The following is a 16,760-nucleotide window of genomic DNA, read 5'->3' as shown; positions in this document are numbered from 1 at the left end:
GGTGCGGCCAATCAATTTAGACGAACTTAACCCACGCAGAATCCCGCGCCGAGGAGCGCACGCAGGCGTCGATGAATTGCACACCCTTTAGACCGTCCTGAACGGTTGGATAAACAACTTCGCTCGGCACGTCTTTTCCGGCCCGCTTTGCTAGTATCGCTTCTGCAGCCTCGGAGTAAATCGTGGCGAACCCCTCAAGATACCCTTCCGGATGCCCTGCGGGAATACGACTAACCCGTGCGGCGGCCGCGCCCGTTCCGGCCCCTCCGCGTGTCAGCAACCTCTTGGCTTCACCAAATGGGGTATACCAAAGATAGTTTGGATCCTCTTGGGCCCATTCAAGCCCGCCTTTCTCACCATAAATTCTAAGGCGAAGTCCGTTTTCATTGCCGACGGCAACCTGTGAACACCACAGCATCCCCCGCGCACCGCCTTCATAGCGCAGCATCACATGCGCGTTGTCGTCCACTTGGCGCCCCGGTACAAAAGCCTGCAAATCGGCACAAAGCGTTTCAACCTCAAGACCGGATACAAAGCTCGCGAGGTTAAACGCATGCGTTCCAATGTCGCCCGTTGATCCGCCCGCGCCAGACTTGGTCGGATCAGTGCGCCACGCTGCTTGTTTGTTGTCGGGATCGGCGGCCTCTGCCAACCAATCCTGCGCATACTCAACCTGCACCAAACGTATTTTTCCTAATGCGCCACTAGCGATCATTTCGCGTGCTTGGCGGATCATCGGATAGCCCGTGTAGTTATGCGTGAGCACAAACAATGCGTCCGAAGCTTCGGCAGATTTCACCAGCTTTTTTGCATCCGTCAACGTATGCGTAAGGGGCTTGTCGCAAATAACATGGATGCCCCGCTTCAGGAATTCACGCGCCGCATCCATGTGAACATGATTGGGCGTAACGATCGCAACCGCCTCAATCCCATTTTTGAGGCGCGCCTCGCGGATCGCCATTTCCTTATAGCTGGAATAAATTCGATCCTCGGCCAATCCCAACGCAAGGCCAGATTCCAAAGCTCGTTCAGGGGTGCTCGAAAGCGCCCCCGCGATTAGGTTGAATTTGCCATCAATACGCGCGGTAATCCGATGAACTCCACCAATGAATGCGTCTGTACCGCCGCCGACCATACCTAAGCGTATGGGACCCTCTAGGGCTTCGTTACGTCCTGTGATCGCCATTTCTATGCCTCCAAGCCAAGCATTTTGCGATTAGCAGCGTCGTCGGTGCCACCATCCGCAAAGTCGTCAAACGCCCGTTCGGTGACGCGAATAATGTGATCCTTAACAAATTGCGCACCCTCGCGCGCCCCATCTTCGGGATGTTTCAGCGCACATTCCCATTCGACAACGGCCCATCCGTCAAAATCATTGGCTGCCATTTTGGAGAAAACTGCGCCGAAATCGACTTGGCCATCACCCAAGCTGCGGAAGCGGCCCGCACGATCAACCCAACTCTGATAGCCGCCGTAAACGCCTTGGCGACCCGTCGGGTTAAACTCGGCATCCTTAACATGGAACATTTTGATACGGTCTTTGTAGATGTCGATATTATCAATGTAATCAAGGCACTGCAGAACATAGTGGCTGGGATCATATAGCATATTGCAACGCGCGTGATTGTTGACGCGCTCAAGAAACATCTCGAACGTCACGCCATCATGGAGATCCTCACCCGGGTGGATTTCATAACAAACATCCACACCACAATCTTCTGCGTGGTCAAGAATCGGCAGCCAACGCTTCGCCAATTCGTCAAATGCCGCCTCAACAAGTCCGGCTGGGCGCTGTGGCCAAGGGTAAACATACGGCCAAGCGAGGGCACCAGAAAATGTCCCATGTTTGGTAAGCCCAAGGTTTTTGCTCGCCGTCAAACCCATTTTCACTTGATTGACCGCCCACTCTTGCCGCGCTTTGGGATTGTCCCGCACGGTGGGGGCAGCAAAGCCGTCAAACGCGATATCATATGCCGGATGGACAGCAACCAGTTGTCCTTGCAAATGCGTCGAAAGCTCTGTGATTTCAACGCCGTTTGCGAGCGCTTGCCCTGCGAGTTCGTCGCAATAATCTTTAGATGTTGCTGCTTTTTCTAGGTCGATGAAACGCGCGTCCCAGCTGGGAACTTGCACGCCCTTATAACCGCAATCCGCCGCCCATTTGGTGATACCGTCCCAAGAATTGAACGGTGCCTCGTCGCCCGCGAATTGCGCAAGAAAGAGGGCTGGCCCTTTTAATGTTTTCATTATTTCCTCCAAAATGAACCTTCCCCGAAATCCCAAAAATGCGGGGGTTGGCACAACGTAATCGATTACAATCGAAAAAATCAAGCTATGTAAACGGTTACGGTCAGATTTTTGGAGAAAAGATTCGGCATCTGCAAAACCAAAAGTCTTGCATCGCGTGGGTTTTGAATACTGAAACTAGCTTCGGGGCATTGCCGCAGTTAAAGCTCTAGACTGTAGTATTGATCAACCATCCACCTGGACCTGCAACATAATTTGGCAGCGTCGCAATCATCGCTTCCCGCACCAAGAAACACGCCATAAAACTTAAGGCGACTTGATCAAATGTAATGGCCGTAAAAAAAGACATGTTGTTCTCGCAGTTAAACTTAAGGGGGCGTGCAAATGCACTATCCCCTAAAATGCGCTTGAGATTGCGGCGCCAACATGGCGAAATACAGAATTCATTAAGACATCTCTTAACTGGACCGACCAGACTATTAGTCTCCAGTCGTGGACTATGCTTTTGGTAAAAACCTACCCGTACTTTCGCGACTTATTAATTCGACTGGCACTGTGTGTCTAAAATAAGGGTCGATATTTGAGGGGTCACGAAGACGTGAAAGCAACGTGGTGGCGGCGACCCGCCCGATTTGACCCCGATCTTGGCGAATTGTCGTTAGGGACGGGTGGTAATATGCTGCGAGGCCCACGTCATCAAATCCAATAACAGACACGTCTTCGGGAATGCGTATTCCCTCGGACAAACATCTCTTCATGAAGCCAATGGCCATAAGGTCCGACGCACAGAAAATCGCGCTCGGCTTATCCTCAAGGGCCATATACATGTCCGCCGCCTGCGCACCCGTCACAAGGCGAAAATCGCCGGGAAAAACCCACTCGTCGCGCACTTCCATACCCAATTTCTTTGCTTCTGTAAGAAACGAATCACGCCTCATGGGAGTCAAAACATTTTCGGCGGGTCCACAAACGTGACCAACAGTTTTATGTCCAAGGCTCGCAAAATGTTCCGCAGCCATGCGCGCGCCTGCCGGATTATCGCTGCGAATCGATGGAATGCCCTCCGATTCACCCCACTCGCAAGCATATATAACCAGATGCTCGGCTTCGGTGCCGCGCAACGATGTGATCGCCTCAAGCGGGATGTAGCCGTCCAGCAAAATGATGCCATCCGCCTGCCCGTCCCGAAACACGTCAACCAGACTAAAATTGGGTTTGCTTTTGTTTTCGGTATCAGCCACCAGTAGTGAGTAACCGGCCCGCGAGAAAACTTGTTCAATTCCAGAAATTATTTGCGAAAAGAACGGGTTAGAGAGGTTTGGAATCAAGACGAGAATGGCACTCGTCTTCTGGGTTCGTAGATTTCTAGCCGCGCGATTGACCCGATATCCGGTGACTTTCACGGCTTCCAAAACCGAGCTTCGCGTCGCTTCAGAAACCACAGACGGGTTGCTCAATGTGCGGCTTACGGTGGCCGTCGAAACCCCCGCAACACGTGCAACATCTTGTATTCTCGCCCTGTTCGAATTCATGCGGTGGTCCCCAAAAATGATTTCTCTGTCTACTCTGTGGAAAAGATTAATCCAAGGGCTTGACAGAATCGCGCGTTCGTTGAAATCTACCTGTAATCGATTACAGAACCTATTTCACGCTGCGGCACGATATTGTAATCGATTGCAAAAGGCGCTCAGGGAGGCGCCGGACACAATTGGGAGGATAACATGAAATTACGTAATGCACTTATTGCGACCACCGCGCTCTGCGCAGCGTCGACAGCCTATGCGACCGATTTGGAAGTCACACACTGGTGGACATCCGGCGGCGAGGCAGCTGCGGTTGCTGAGTTCGCAAACGCATTTAACGCAACTGAGGGCAACACTTGGGTAGACGGCGCTATTGCGGGCGGCGGCGGCGTTGCGCGCGGCGTCATCGTGAGCCGTATTCTTGGCGGCGATCCAATGCACGCCACACAGTTGAACCACGGTCGTCAGGCAGAAGAGCTCGTAGAAGCTGGCCTCATGCTCGACCTTACAGACATTGCGACCGAAGAAGGCTGGCGCGACATCGTGAACCCAGTATCGCTGCTGGACAGCTGTACACTTGATGGGAAAATCTACTGTGTGCCTGTAAACATTCACTCTTGGCAGTGGATTTGGCTTTCACACAAAGCATACGCCGACGCCGGTGTTCCTGTTCCTGCGAATTGGGATGAGTTTGTGGCTTCCGCTCCTGCTCTGCGGGATGCTGACAAAGTACCACTTGCGATGGGTCAGCAGTCTTGGCAGTCCTCCGGTGCTTTCGGCGTGATGAGTGTTGCGCTTGGTGGTGTCGATCTTTGGACCAAAGTGAACGTCGACAAAGATGCTGAAGCTGCGTCTTCTCCTGAAATGCTCGCTGTTTTTAAAGCAGCAGCAAGCGCACGTGAACTCGCGGTTGGCTCCAACGTATCCGATTGGAACCTTGCAACGGCAATGGTTATCAACGGTGAAGCTGGCGGCCAAATCATGGGTGATTGGGCACAGGGCGAATTCGCTGTTGCAGAGCAAGTTGCGGGAGTTGATTACACATGCCTCCCAGGTTTGGGCGTAAATGAAATCATCTCGACTGCGGGCGATGCGTTCTACTTCCCAAAACAGGATGATCCAGAAATTGAAGCGGCACAAAAAGAGTTGGCCAGCTTGCTTCTTTCCAAAGAAGTTCAAGTAAACTTCAACCTGAAAAAAGGCTCGCTTCCCGTTCGGGGCGACATCGATCTTTCTGCGGCAAACGACTGTATGAAAAAGGGCCTCGAAATCCTTGCTTCGGGCAACATCATGCCCAGCGGCGACCAAGTTCTTTCCGCAGATACATCCGGCCAAATCGAAGATCTTATGGTTGAATTCTGGAATGACCTGTCGATCACAGCAGAAGACGCCCACACGCGTTATGCTGCGATCATTGCAAACGCGGACTGATCCTCCCCGATTGTGACATGCCCCCGAACACATGTCGTTCGGGGGCATTTTTTTCATTACAAACGAGGTGCCACCCTTTGAAATGAGGGCGTACCTTCCTGAAAGAGAGTCCTTCCAATGGCGGATGCAAAAAGGCCCAACCAGCTTTTTCGCAACCTAAACGCCAAAGTCGCCGCGCTTCCAATGATCGCGACTGCCTTGGTAATTTTTGTAGGTTGCACAGTGTGGACTGTTGTCCACTCCTTCACGAAATCCAAATTGTTACCCAAACTAGATTTTGTTGGTCTTGACCAATACGATCGCCTTTGGTCGACAAATAAATGGCTGATTTCGATCGAAAATCTCGCGATTTTTGGGTTCTGCTCCTTGGTGCTTTCGATATCAATCGGCTTCTTTTTGGCAACCTTGCTTGACCAAAAAATTCGGTTTGAGAATACGATCCGCACCATCATCCTTTACCCGTTCGCCCTGTCCTTCGTCGTAACGGGCCTTGCGTGGCAGTGGATTTTGAATCCAGACTTTGGCATCCAGAATGTCGTGCGCTCAATGGGGTGGGAAAGCTTCAATTTTGATCCGTTGTATAATCAGGACATCGTTATTTATGGCATACTCATCGCGGCGATGTGGCAAGGGACCGGTTTGATCATGGTGCTCATGCTCGCGGGTCTACGTGGAATCGACCAAGACATCTGGAAAGCGTCCCGTGTGGACGGTATCCCACGCTGGAAAACCTACATCTTTATTGTGATCCCGATGATGAAGCCTGTCTTTATCACAGCGCTCGTTCTCATCGCTTCGGGGATTGTGAAGGTCTATGACCTCGTCGTCGCCCAAACAAACGGTGGGCCGGGGATCGCTTCTGAAGTCCCCGCCAAATACGTTATCGAAAGCATGTTCAAAAACCAAAACCTCGGACAGGCCTTCGCCGCGTCTACCATGATGCTCGTGACTGTTCTGATCATTCTTGTCCCCTACGCATACCTAGAATTCGGAGGGAAACGCCGTGAAAAATAATCTTACCGGACCCCAAGGTCCCAAACCCAAAAAACGTATGAGTCCCAACAATATCATGCTCTATGGCACGCTTCTTTTGGTGACGATGTACTACCTCCTGCCCCTCTATGTGATGGTTACAACCTCCCTTAAGGGCATGCCGGAAATCCGACTGGGCAATATCTTTGACCTCCCCGTCGAGGTCACGTTTGAACCATGGGTGAAAGCGTGGAGCACGGCCTGTACGGGTTTGAACTGCGACGGGTTAAGTCGCGGATTTATGAACTCGGTCCGCATCCTTATCCCCTCGGCAATTCTGTCGATTTTGATTGCCTCTGTGAACGGATATGCGCTGGCGAATTGGAAGTTCAAAGGCTCGGAAATTTTCTTTACCATCCTCATCTTCGGGGCTTTCATCCCTTACCAAGTGATGCTCTATCCCATCGTTCTTATCCTGAAGAACCTCGGCCTTATGGGGTCGCTTTGGGGGCTTGTTTTGGTGCACACGATTTTCGGAATGCCGATCCTGACGCTCTTGTTCCGTAACTATTTCACAAGCTTGCCCGACGAACTCTTTAAGGCGGCCCGTGTAGATGGCGCTGGCTTCTGGGGTATCTACTTTCGCGTGATGCTGCCCATGAGCCTGCCCATTTTTGTTGTGGCAATGATCATTCAGGTCACGGGTATCTGGAACGACTTCCTCTTTGGGGTCATTTATACCAAACCGGCGATTTATCCGATGACGGTTCAGCTTAATAACATCGTGAACTCCGTCCAAGGTGTGAAGGAATATAACGTCAATATGGCGGCAACCCTTCTGACCGGTCTCGTTCCTCTCATTCTCTACTTTGCTTCTGGCAAGCTCTTCGTACGCGGCATCGCTGCTGGTGCGGTGAAAGGCTAAATCATGACAAGCGTATCTATCAAAAACCTCGACCTAAACTTTGGTGCCGTTAAGGTTCTCAAAGACCTGAATTTGGACATTCCAGAAGGCGAATTTCTTGTGCTTCTTGGCTCGTCGGGCTGTGGAAAATCCACCCTGCTCAACTGTATTGCGGGTCTTTTGGATGTCTCGGGTGGGCAAATTCACATCAATGGTGAAAACGTCACTTGGGCCCAACCCAACGAGCGCGGCATCGGCATGGTGTTTCAATCCTATGCGCTTTACCCACAGATGACAGTCGAAGGAAACCTTTCCTTTGGCCTTAAAAACGCCAAGGTTCCCAAGGCCGAAATCGCAAAACGGGTCGCGCACGCCGCAGAAGTTTTGCAAATCGAACCCCTGCTCAAACGTAAACCCGCGGCCCTTTCTGGCGGCCAACGTCAACGTGTTGCCATTGGCCGCGCCCTCGTGCGCGACGTGGATGTCTTCTTATTTGACGAGCCACTGTCAAACCTCGATGCACAACTTCGCGCTGATCTGCGGGTTGAAATCAAACGCCTGCACCACCAACTCAAAAACACCATGATCTACGTGACCCACGATCAGGTCGAGGCCATGACCCTCGCGGATCGCATTGCCATCATGAAAGGCGGATTAATCTACCAACTCGACAGTCCCGACGTGATCTACAACAAGCCTTGCAACAAATACGTCGCAGAGTTTATCGGCTCCCCCTCCATGAACTTCTTTGAAGGCGAAATCACAACGGACGGTGCCCCGATGTTCGTGACGGCTGGCCACTCGATCCCGATCTCAAATTACGAGTTCATCTCCAAACCCGCCGCTGGCAAAGGCTGGATGGGCATTCGACCCGAACACATTGTGACCGGAGAGGCCGTCGATGCTGCCGATTTTGCTTTGGACACCACCGTTGAACTTGTTGAGCCCATGGGAAGCGACACCATTGTTTGGTGTGAAATCATGGGGGTGCGCATTCGTCTTCGCATGGATGGGCAATCGAAGGTCCGCGACGATGATAAGATCCGCATTGGCTTTGACGCGGCCCGACTCTCTCTTTTTGAAAAAACCACTGAAAACAGGATTTAATCCCTATGACCGCTTCTTTTCAGCTTTATAGCGCCCGCAATTTCACCCCATGGGACGACGTTTTCGCAACGATCTCATCCCTTGGATATACGGGCGTTGAGGGCTACGGCGCCCTTTACGTTGACACCGCCAAAGTACGGGCCGCAATGGATGCCACGGGCCTTTCCATGCCAACCGCCCACGTTGGTATCTCCGATACCGAGGACAATCTTGAAGATGTTGTGGCCACGGCAAAAGCCCTCGGGATCACGTCAATTTTCGGCCCCCACATCGTTGAGGACGATCGCCCAACAGACAAGGCAGGCTGGAAAGCTTTCGCAGCCCGTTTGCAAGCGATCAGCAATGCACTTGCCGCACACGGCATTTCCTATGGCTGGCACAACCACGACTTTGAATTTGTTGCCTGTGACGACGGCTCCATTCCAATGGAAACCCTGCTTGAAGCTGCCCCTGGATTGATGTGGGAAGCCGACATCGCGTGGATCGTGCGAGGCGGTGGCGATCCCCTTGCATGGATCGAGAAGTACGGCGACCGCATCACCGCCGTCCACGTCAAAGACATCGCCCCCGTTGGCGAGAACGCAGACGAGGATGGTTGGGCAGACGTCGGTGAAGGCACCATGGATTGGGCAGGCATCCTCGCCGCCGTCCGTAGCAAAACACCCGCGAAACACTTCGTTATGGAGCACGACAACCCAAGCGATATCAATCGCTTCGCGACGCGTTCCATCAACAACTACAAAAACCTTTAAGGTAATAAAATGACCAAAAAACTTGGAATCGGTATTATTGGCGCGGGGAATATCTCCGCGGCCTACCTGCGGCTTGCGCCGATGTTTAAAGGCATCGAAATGCGGGCCGTCGCAGATTTGAACATGGAAGCCGCCCAAAGCCGCGCCACAGAATTCGGCGTCCGCGCTGAGACCGTTGAGGGCTTACTGGCTTCTGATGACATAGATATCGTCGTCAACCTGACAATCCCTGCGGCGCATTTTGCGGTGTCCAAAAGCATTCTCAATGCGGGTAAACACGTCTACTCGGAAAAACCTTTCGTGCTCACTCTCCAAGAGGGCGCAGAAATTGCGGCTTTGGCGGCGGAAAAGGGTCTGCGCGTCGGCTCTGCTCCGGACACGTTTATGGGCTCCTCGCACCAGCATGTGCGCGCAATGATTGACGACGGTACATTGGGAAAAATCACCTCTGGCACGGCCTTCGTTATGGGGCATGGCATGGAGCATTGGCATCCAAACCCCGATTTCTTTTATCAGCCGGGTGCCGGACCCGTGCTCGATATTGGCCCCTATTACGTGACCAACCTCGTACAGCTCCTTGGCCCCGTGGCTCGTGTAGCGGCACTGACCTCAACGCCTTCTCCTGAGCGCCTGATTACATCCGAGCCACGCAATGGCGAAACGATTCCAGTGGGTACACCAACAACCATCCACGCTCTGCTTGAGTTCAAATCCGGTGCCGTAATTTCGATGGTCACCAGCTGGGACGTTTGGCAACACGACCATTCCAACATGGAACTCTATGGCCAAGACGGCACCGTCCACGTGCCCGACCCCAATTTCTTTGGTGGGGATATTCGCATCACCAAACGGGAGGATTTTGTGGAATTGCCCGATGGCTGGGATCACCCTTTCTCGGTTCCAAACGACGGCGAACACGCAAACTATCGCGCGGCTGGGTTGTCCGATATGGCCATCGCAATTTCCGAGGGTCGGCCACATCGCTGCTCCTCCGAGCTTGCCCTCCATGTCGTCGAAGTTATGACGAGCATTTTGGCCGCAGGCGAAGCGCGTAGTTTTGTCGAAATGACAACAACCTGCGATCGCCCTGCCCCCGTTGGCCCAGAAGAAGCCCGCGCGCTTCTCTCCTAAAACAAAGAGGGCGCCGTACAACATGTACGCGGCGCCCTTTTCACGTTCTAAACGCGGCCAGAATCCAACCGCCAAACAAACCCCGACGTCCCCACCTCAGGGTAGTAATCGCGCACCAGTGGATCATGCCCGGGGATAACCCGCGTTTTTTCGCCCGCAGCCAAGGCCGTGATCTTGTCAAAGCCCATCACCATATCCTCGACGTCCACGACAATCGGAAACGGCTTGCGGTTTAAAAAATTCTCGTAGTAATGCGTGGCATCCGATGCCAAACACAACGGGCCGTTCTCGGTCTCTACCCGAACCGCCTGCAAGCCGCGCGAATGCCCCCCAATCCGGTGCACCGTGATCCCCGAAGCAACCTCGCCATCTCCCTTGTGGAACACAACGCGCCCCGAAAAAACGTGGCGCACCATGTCGCAAACATGATCGGCGGTATAGGGCATTTGCAGCGTGGGATCACACATACATGGCCCTGTCGCAAAGCCCATTTCGATCTCTTGCAGGTGGAATTGCGCATTCGGATAACGGTCCAACCCCCCCGCATGGTCATAGTGAAGATGGGTGATGATGACCGTGTCGATACTCTCGGCGGAAACATTCAACGCCTCAAGCGCAAGCGCGGGATCACGCAGGATCGGACGGTCACGGCGCTTCCCCTCGGCCTCATCATACCCCGTATCGACCAAAATATTGCGCACACCATCCGTGAGCAGCCACACGAAATAGTCCATCCCATGTTGCGCAGCGGGATGATCGTCGAAAATAAAGCTATCCGCGCGTGTTCGCGTGTTCCGCTCAGCGTATTTTATTGCGAAGACATTCCACTTGGTGCTCATTTCGGCCTCATTTCCCGCATTCAAACTTTAAAAAGTTCCACATTTTTCAGTTTACCCAATTGATAATCTTGTGCAATCGCATTAATGAGTTTAATAATGTATTTATTATCAAATCCGTAAAACGGGTAAACACCTAAAACCCAAAGGACGAACATGGCGCATATTCCAACAATTTCTCTGATTAAAGGCGATGGTATTGGCGTGGACGTCGCGGAATCGGCTTTTGCGGTTATGGATACTGCGCTCCTTCGTTGCGGAGCGGTTGCGCCCAAGGTGCAAGAAATTGCGGCTGGTGCAGAATACTTTGCGCAAACTGGTTTGGACATCGAACCGGGTGGCGAAGAAAAAGCCGGCGAGGCCGATGCAATTTTTCTTGGCGCCATTGGCCTTCCCTCCATCCGCCAAGAAGACGGAACAGAGGTTTCGCCGCATTTGCGCTTGCGGGACCGATATCAACTTTACGCAGGGGTGCGCCCGATTAAGGCCTATCCGAACGCCCCCCAGCGCCTCGCAGACCCACGCGCAGCGGGTATCGATATGATCATTCTGCGAGAAAGCACGGAAGGGTTATTTTACTCCGCTGCCGTCCACAAACGGTCCGAAATCATCCCAAACGTCGAAGTCCGCGACATTATGCGGATTACACGGGCAACGACGGAAAAGCTGCATGAATTTGGATTCAAGCTTGCTGAAAAACGGCGCGCACGCGGGAAATCGGGAAATTTGACCTGCGTTGATAAGGCCAACGTCTTTACGAGCCAAGCATTCTTTCGTCAGATTTTTGATGAAACCAAGGTTCGCTATCCAGATGTGAATGTCTCCTACAACTATGTTGACGCGATGGCGCTTGACCTTGTACGCCAACCTTGGAACTTTGATGTCATGGTGATGGAAAACATGTTTGGCGATATTCTGAGCGACCTCGCTGGTGGCCTTGTTGGCGGCATGGGCATGGCGTCTTGTGGGGAAATCGGCGAAACCATTGGCCTGTTCCAACCCGCGCACGGCTCGGCACCCGACATCATGGGTCAAGATAAAGCAAACCCACTTGCAGCGATCCTGTCAGCGGGCCTCATGCTGGACTATATCGCGACCAAAACCCAAACCGAAAACTATGAAGCGGCAGGCGCCCTAATCGACGCCGCCGTGGACGCGGGCTTTGCCCAAAACCGCCTGCGCCCGATGGAGTTTGGGGGCGACATGGGCACCATCGCAGTCACTGAAGAACTTATCAAAATTATCGGTGAATTGCCCAAATGACAAACCTGCGCGTCGGGGTTGTGGGCCTCGGATATTTTAGCCAGTTTCACCTAGACGCATGGCGCGACATCCCCTCCACGACCCTCGCGGGCATCTTTGATCTCGACCCCGCTCGAACACAAGAGGTTGCCGCAAAGTACGACGTTGCGGGCGCTCGGTCGGCTGCGGAATTGGCAGATCAAGACCTCGATATCGTCGATCTGGTTGCGCCACCTCCGGCACACAAAGCGCTGGTTGAGCAATTCGCAAAATCTGGCCGCATCCTGATTTGCCAGAAGCCCTTTTGCACGTCATATGAAGAGGCAAAGGCCGTGTGCGAATTTGCGAAAACCCGCAATTGTACATTGATTATACACGAGAATTTCCGTTTCCAACCGTGGCACCGCGCGATCAAAACGGCCTTGGATACGGGGCTCCTTGGTGAAATTTATCAGGCGCGTTTTGCCCTTCGACCCGGAGATGGACGCGGCCCTGATGCCTATCTTTCCCGCCAGCCCGCGTTTCAGAGCATGCCGCGATTGCTCATCCATGAAACAGGTGTCCATTTTGTCGACCTGTTTCAGTATTTCTTTGGCCCGATCTCCTCGATTTATGCCGATTTGGTGCGGCTGAACCCCGCGATAAAAGGCGAAGATGCAGGCATTTTGATCGCCCACCACGAAAACGGAACACGCGCCGTATTTGACGGAAATCGCCTCATGGATCACGCAACGGATTCACCAAGGCGCACCATGGGAGAAATGGAAATCGAGGGCGAAAAAGGAACCCTGCGCCTCTCTGGTATGGGGGAGATTTCCTTTCGTGCTTTTGGCGAGAACGAGGCCGTTAATATTGCCGTCACCGCCCCTGTTGACGAAGCACGTTTTGGCGGCGGGTGCGTTCAGGCCCTCTGTGAGCACATCGTAGAAGCCCGCGCGGGTCGAGTGCCTTTCGAGAATACCGCCGAAGACTATTTAAGCGTCATACTTGCGACACAAGCGGCCTATAGGTCCGCCGAAACAGGTCAGAAACAATCCCTTTAGGAGGCTTATATGTTTGCCGTAACCGTATCTTTTACCGTCGCCGACGAGTTCGTAAATGACTTCGCCGCGCTCATCGAACACAACGCCGCAGCGTCTGTAAGGGACGAGGTAGCTTGCCAGCACTTTGACGTCTGCACAGACCCGTCAAATACGTCCCTCTTCTTCCTGTATGAAGTTTATGATGATGCCGCGGGTTTTGACGTGCACCTAGCCAGCGCGCATTTCAAAGCCTTTAGCCAGGCCAGCGCGCATATGGTTGTGGCCAAAAACATTGCCACTTTCCAAAAAGTAACGGCGGCCCGCGCTTAGCAGACCGCCGTTAAACACTCATGTTTTGGATTAAGCTTCCGCTTTTTCGTGAGGATGTTTGCCTAGAATAATCATCCCAAGCAGATCTTCATCGGTTACGCTATCCACATCCACGGTGCCAACAAGTTTCCCGTGCTGCATAACGCTTGCACGATCACAAAGTTGCATTACATCGTGGATGTCATGACTGATCAGGAAAATCCCGATGCCTTCGGACTTGAGTTGCTGGATAAGCTCGGCAACCATTTTGGTTTCTTGCGGCCCAAGAGCGGCAGTTGGCTCATCCATAATCAGGATACGCGCGTTGAAATACACAGCGCGCGCGATCGCAACAGACTGGCGTTGCCCACCTGAGAGCGCGGACACAGGGCTGTCGAACTTGGCGAAGTTTGGATTCAAGCGCGACATGATCTTGCGAGTCTCGGCTTCCATATGGTCATCGTCGACCGTGCCGAAAGCAGTGACCAATTCACGGCCCAAGAACAAGTTGGACGCCGCATCGAGATTATCCGCCAGCGCGAGCGTTTGGTAGATCGTTTCGATGTTATAGTGGCGCGCATCGCGAGGATTGTTGATCGTCGCCTTTTTGCCCTCGACCCAAATTTCTCCCGAATTGGCGTGATATGCGCCCGAAAGGATTTTGATCAAGGTCGACTTACCCGCGCCGTTGTGCCCCAATAGGCCCACAACTTCGCCTGGGTAGAGATCAACCGAAACATCATCAACTGCTTTGACACCGCCAAAGGAAATCGAGATGTTCTTCATCTCTACGAGAGGTGTTCTATCTGTCATTTTCTGGTTCCTCCCTTAAACGCCGACTTTACGACGATATACGATGTCCACATACACAGCTAACACGAGGACAAAGCCTACGACCATGTTTTGCAACGGTGCATCGACGCCAACGGATGCCATGCCCGATTGCAATGTCTGCATGATTGCGGCCCCAATGACGGCGCCGTAAATCGTTCCGAAACCACCCGCGAGTGCTGTGCCGCCAATAACGGCCGCCGCGATAACGCGCAATTCGTCCAGCGTTCCAAGCCCGACATCAACCGATCCAAGCCGCGCCGAAGCAACCACCGCAGACAAGCCAGTCAGCGCGCCCATGAGCGCAAAAACTTTGACTGTCAGCATGCGTGTGTTGATTCCAGAAAGCTCGGCGGCCTCAGGGTTGCCACCGGTTGCATAGACATAGCGGCCAAAACGTGTGCGTTTTGAAATAAATGTCATGCCGACCGTTACCAACAAAAGGATGACGACTGGAATTGCGACACCGTGGTTGAGCGACAATGTATCCGTCAACACCAGCCCACGTTGTTCAGCGACCCGTTCCCGCGCACCTCCAGCGATTTCATAAGAGTTCAGTGCCCAGACAAAACCCAAAGTTAGCCCAACCGCGATTGCGATAAGTGTCCCTTCGGCCCATGCTGGCTTGACGACAAATCCATGGTTCGATTTGCGACGACGGCTCATAAGGATCATGGCAACAGCAACGAAAGACGCGAAAAGACCGAAGCCCCAACTTAGCTTCTCGCCCAATGTCCCATCCGCACCCCCGCCAAGAAGCTTGAATGTAGGGTCAAGTGGCGCAACAGTTTGCCCCTGCGTAACCCACCACATCGCACCGCGAAAAATGAGCAACCCACCGAGTGTGACGATAAAGGCGGGTACGGTCAGATAACCAACGACCCAGCCTTGGATGCCGCCAATAACCAGCCCCATAAGAACCGCAGCAACAACCGCAATCACCCAAATGGACCCATTCCCAAGGCCCAAATACTCGGGCAACACGTGCACTTGAAGGGCGGCAACGGTCATACCGATAAAGCCAAGCATCGAACCGACCGAAAGGTCGATATTGCGCGTCACGATTACGAAAACCATACCGGTGGCCATGATGGCGACCGACGACGTTTGGACTGAAATATTGAACAAGTTGCGCGGCGTTAGAAAACGTCCTCCCGTCCACAAATCAAACACCACCCACAGAACAACAAGCGCACCAATCATCCCTAGCAGGCGAGGATCGAGTCCCACGTTGTTCACGAATTTTTTCACTGAATCTTTCATATATTGCGCCTCTCCCGAGCGACAAACGACCCATCTATCGCAAAATGTTGTGTATCCCGTGCTTGGGACCACAATATCAGATAAATGCGATGTTAGGAAAAATTTTAAATGTTCCCCCAGCCAGAACGACTGGGGGAACGGATTATCTTAGTTACAGGCTGCGAGTTCAGAACCGGCGCAGAGAGCTTCTTTAGAAATCCAACCAGCGTCCAAAACGACACTGATGTTGTCAGCAGTCACAGGCACTGGAGCAAGGAATTTTGCTTTCAGTGTCGTGCCGGATGGCGAAGTCCAATCCGCGGAACCATCGATCATCGCCATATTGTCTTCTGCAAGAGCAACAGCGATTTCACCCGCAGCTTTACCAAGCTCACGTGCATCTTTCCAAACGGAAACTGTTTGAGTGCCCATCGCAACGCGGTTCAGAGCAGCGTGGTCGCCGTCTTGGCCGGACACGGGAAGACCTTCCATGCCTTGTGCCGTCAAAGCAGCAACAACACCGCCAGCGGTACCGTCGTTAGAAGCAATAACAGCGTCAACTTTGTTGTCGTTTGCTGTTAGGATTTGCTCCATGTTGCGTTGTGCGTTCGCAGGAACCCAGCCGTCGGTGTAAGCTTCACCAACGATTGTGATGTCGCCAGCGTCGACTGCAGCTTGGATGATCTCTTGCTGGCCGCCACGAAGGAAGTCTGCGTTCGGATCAGTTGGCGAACCTTTGATCATAACGTAGTTGCCTTTTGGCATAGCTTCGAGAACAGCGCGTGCTTGCATGCGACCAACTTCAACGTTGTCGAATGTAAGATAGAAGGCGCGGTCGTCTTCGATCAGACGGTCATAAGCTACAACAGGGATACCCTCGTCAGAAGCTGCTTGAACTGCTGGGCCAACCGCTGAAGCGTCTTGAGCCAAGATGATCAACGCGTTTGCGCCTTGAGCGATCAAGTTTTCAATGTCCGAAAGCTGTTTTGCAGAAGAAGCTTGTGCGTCTGCGGAGATATAAGTCGCGCCAGCAGCTTCAAGAGCAGCTTTAATCGCAGCTTCGTCAGTTTTCCAACGTTCTTCTTGGAAATTAGACCAGCTCACACCAACAACAACGCCATCGGCCAGTGCTGTGGTGCCCATTGCTACAACCATAGCTGCAGCGGCAAATCCAGTAAGTTTTTTCATTAGATCCTCCCAAAAGATTTTTT

17 protein-coding genes are annotated in these 16,760 nt (G+C 52.8%); 9 read left to right on the top strand and 8 right to left on the bottom strand.

From position 1 onward, the window contains the following. Nucleotides 1–16: 16 nt before the first annotated feature. From AB9F27_RS03760 to AB9F27_RS03745, 4 genes are all read right to left on the bottom strand, one after another. Nucleotides 17–1,186, bottom strand: a complete 1,170-nt coding sequence (locus AB9F27_RS03760; protein WP_369757569.1) for a Gfo/Idh/MocA family protein — start codon at nucleotides 1,184–1,186, stop codon at nucleotides 17–19. 2 nt (nucleotides 1,187–1,188) lie between these two features. After that, nucleotides 1,189–2,247, bottom strand: a complete 1,059-nt coding sequence (locus tag AB9F27_RS03755) for a sugar phosphate isomerase/epimerase (protein WP_335585280.1) — start codon at nucleotides 2,245–2,247, stop codon at nucleotides 1,189–1,191. A 208-nt stretch (nucleotides 2,248–2,455) separates the two neighbouring features. Further along, on the bottom strand, nucleotides 2,456–2,596 hold the full coding sequence (locus AB9F27_RS03750) for a hypothetical protein (protein WP_335585279.1): 141 nt from the start codon (nucleotides 2,594–2,596) through the stop codon (nucleotides 2,456–2,458). Nucleotides 2,597–2,744: 148 nt separating this feature from the next. Further along, complete coding sequence (locus AB9F27_RS03745; RefSeq protein ID WP_335585278.1) at nucleotides 2,745–3,779, bottom strand: LacI family DNA-binding transcriptional regulator; 1,035 nt, start codon at nucleotides 3,777–3,779, stop codon at nucleotides 2,745–2,747. A gap of 189 nt (nucleotides 3,780–3,968) precedes the next feature. Between AB9F27_RS03745 and AB9F27_RS03740 the strand changes: the two genes are divergently transcribed. The 6 genes from AB9F27_RS03740 to AB9F27_RS03715 all read left to right on the top strand — a co-directional run bounded on the left by AB9F27_RS03740 (nucleotide 3,969) and on the right by AB9F27_RS03715 (nucleotide 10,067). Next, nucleotides 3,969–5,201: an ABC transporter substrate-binding protein gene (locus tag AB9F27_RS03740; RefSeq protein ID WP_335585277.1), complete on the top strand. Its 1,233-nt coding sequence runs from the start codon at nucleotides 3,969–3,971 to the stop codon at nucleotides 5,199–5,201. 117 nt (nucleotides 5,202–5,318) lie between these two features. After that, on the top strand, nucleotides 5,319–6,215 hold the full coding sequence (locus AB9F27_RS03735) for a sugar ABC transporter permease (RefSeq protein ID WP_335585276.1): 897 nt from the start codon (nucleotides 5,319–5,321) through the stop codon (nucleotides 6,213–6,215). A gap of 37 nt (nucleotides 6,216–6,252) precedes the next feature. Next, on the top strand, nucleotides 6,253–7,098 hold the full coding sequence (locus AB9F27_RS03730) for a carbohydrate ABC transporter permease (RefSeq protein ID WP_335585334.1): 846 nt from the start codon (nucleotides 6,253–6,255) through the stop codon (nucleotides 7,096–7,098). A 3-nt stretch (nucleotides 7,099–7,101) separates the two neighbouring features. Further along, entirely contained in the window at nucleotides 7,102–8,184 is a 1,083-nt protein-coding gene (locus AB9F27_RS03725; protein ID WP_039000712.1) for an ABC transporter ATP-binding protein, read from the top strand. Nucleotides 8,185–8,189: 5 nt separating this feature from the next. Further along, nucleotides 8,190–8,936, top strand: coding sequence for a sugar phosphate isomerase/epimerase (locus tag AB9F27_RS03720; RefSeq protein ID WP_335585275.1), 747 nt, complete (start codon nucleotides 8,190–8,192; stop codon nucleotides 8,934–8,936). Nucleotides 8,937–8,945: 9 nt separating this feature from the next. Beyond that, nucleotides 8,946–10,067: a Gfo/Idh/MocA family protein gene (locus tag AB9F27_RS03715; RefSeq protein WP_369757568.1), complete on the top strand. Its 1,122-nt coding sequence runs from the start codon at nucleotides 8,946–8,948 to the stop codon at nucleotides 10,065–10,067. A 47-nt stretch (nucleotides 10,068–10,114) separates the two neighbouring features. Here the strand turns inward: AB9F27_RS03715 and AB9F27_RS03710 are convergent, their stop codons facing one another. Beyond that, a complete protein-coding gene (locus AB9F27_RS03710; RefSeq protein WP_335585273.1) occupies nucleotides 10,115–10,906 on the bottom strand; it encodes an N-acyl homoserine lactonase family protein in 792 nt (263 codons plus the stop codon). A 153-nt stretch (nucleotides 10,907–11,059) separates the two neighbouring features. On the opposite strand from AB9F27_RS03710, the gene AB9F27_RS03705 reads away from it, so the two are divergent. Genes AB9F27_RS03705 through AB9F27_RS03695 form a run of 3 tightly spaced genes read left to right on the top strand, consistent with a single transcriptional unit; the run spans nucleotide 11,060 to nucleotide 13,497 of the window. Further along, the gene (locus tag AB9F27_RS03705) at nucleotides 11,060–12,166 is read left to right on the top strand and encodes an isocitrate/isopropylmalate family dehydrogenase (protein ID WP_335585272.1); all 1,107 of its coding nucleotides are present in this window, start codon (nucleotides 11,060–11,062) and stop codon (nucleotides 12,164–12,166) included. Then, the gene (locus tag AB9F27_RS03700) at nucleotides 12,163–13,188 is read left to right on the top strand and encodes a Gfo/Idh/MocA family oxidoreductase (protein WP_335585271.1); all 1,026 of its coding nucleotides are present in this window, start codon (nucleotides 12,163–12,165) and stop codon (nucleotides 13,186–13,188) included. The genes AB9F27_RS03705 and AB9F27_RS03700 overlap by 4 nt, the downstream gene beginning before the upstream one ends. Before the next feature lie 9 nt (nucleotides 13,189–13,197). Further along, a complete protein-coding gene (locus AB9F27_RS03695) occupies nucleotides 13,198–13,497 on the top strand; it encodes a putative quinol monooxygenase (protein ID WP_335585270.1) in 300 nt (99 codons plus the stop codon). Nucleotides 13,498–13,527: 30 nt separating this feature from the next. On the opposite strand, the gene AB9F27_RS03690 is transcribed toward AB9F27_RS03695, so the two are convergent. The 3 genes from AB9F27_RS03690 to xylF all read right to left on the bottom strand — a co-directional run bounded on the left by AB9F27_RS03690 (nucleotide 13,528) and on the right by xylF (nucleotide 16,737). Next, a complete protein-coding gene (locus AB9F27_RS03690; RefSeq protein WP_369757567.1) occupies nucleotides 13,528–14,289 on the bottom strand; it encodes an ATP-binding cassette domain-containing protein in 762 nt (253 codons plus the stop codon). A gap of 15 nt (nucleotides 14,290–14,304) precedes the next feature. Then, nucleotides 14,305–15,570, bottom strand: a complete 1,266-nt coding sequence (locus AB9F27_RS03685; RefSeq protein ID WP_335585269.1) for a sugar ABC transporter permease — start codon at nucleotides 15,568–15,570, stop codon at nucleotides 14,305–14,307. 147 nt (nucleotides 15,571–15,717) lie between these two features. Then, the gene (xylF, locus tag AB9F27_RS03680; protein ID WP_335585268.1) at nucleotides 15,718–16,737 is read right to left on the bottom strand and encodes a D-xylose ABC transporter substrate-binding protein; all 1,020 of its coding nucleotides are present in this window, start codon (nucleotides 16,735–16,737) and stop codon (nucleotides 15,718–15,720) included. Between the last annotated feature and the right edge of the window lie 23 nt (nucleotides 16,738–16,760).

The organism is Falsihalocynthiibacter sp. CO-5D18 (genome assembly GCF_041205445.1).
Classification (GTDB): Bacteria; Pseudomonadota; Alphaproteobacteria; order Rhodobacterales; family Rhodobacteraceae; genus Falsihalocynthiibacter; species Falsihalocynthiibacter arcticus.
This window is presented reverse-complemented; position numbering and strand designations above follow the sequence as displayed.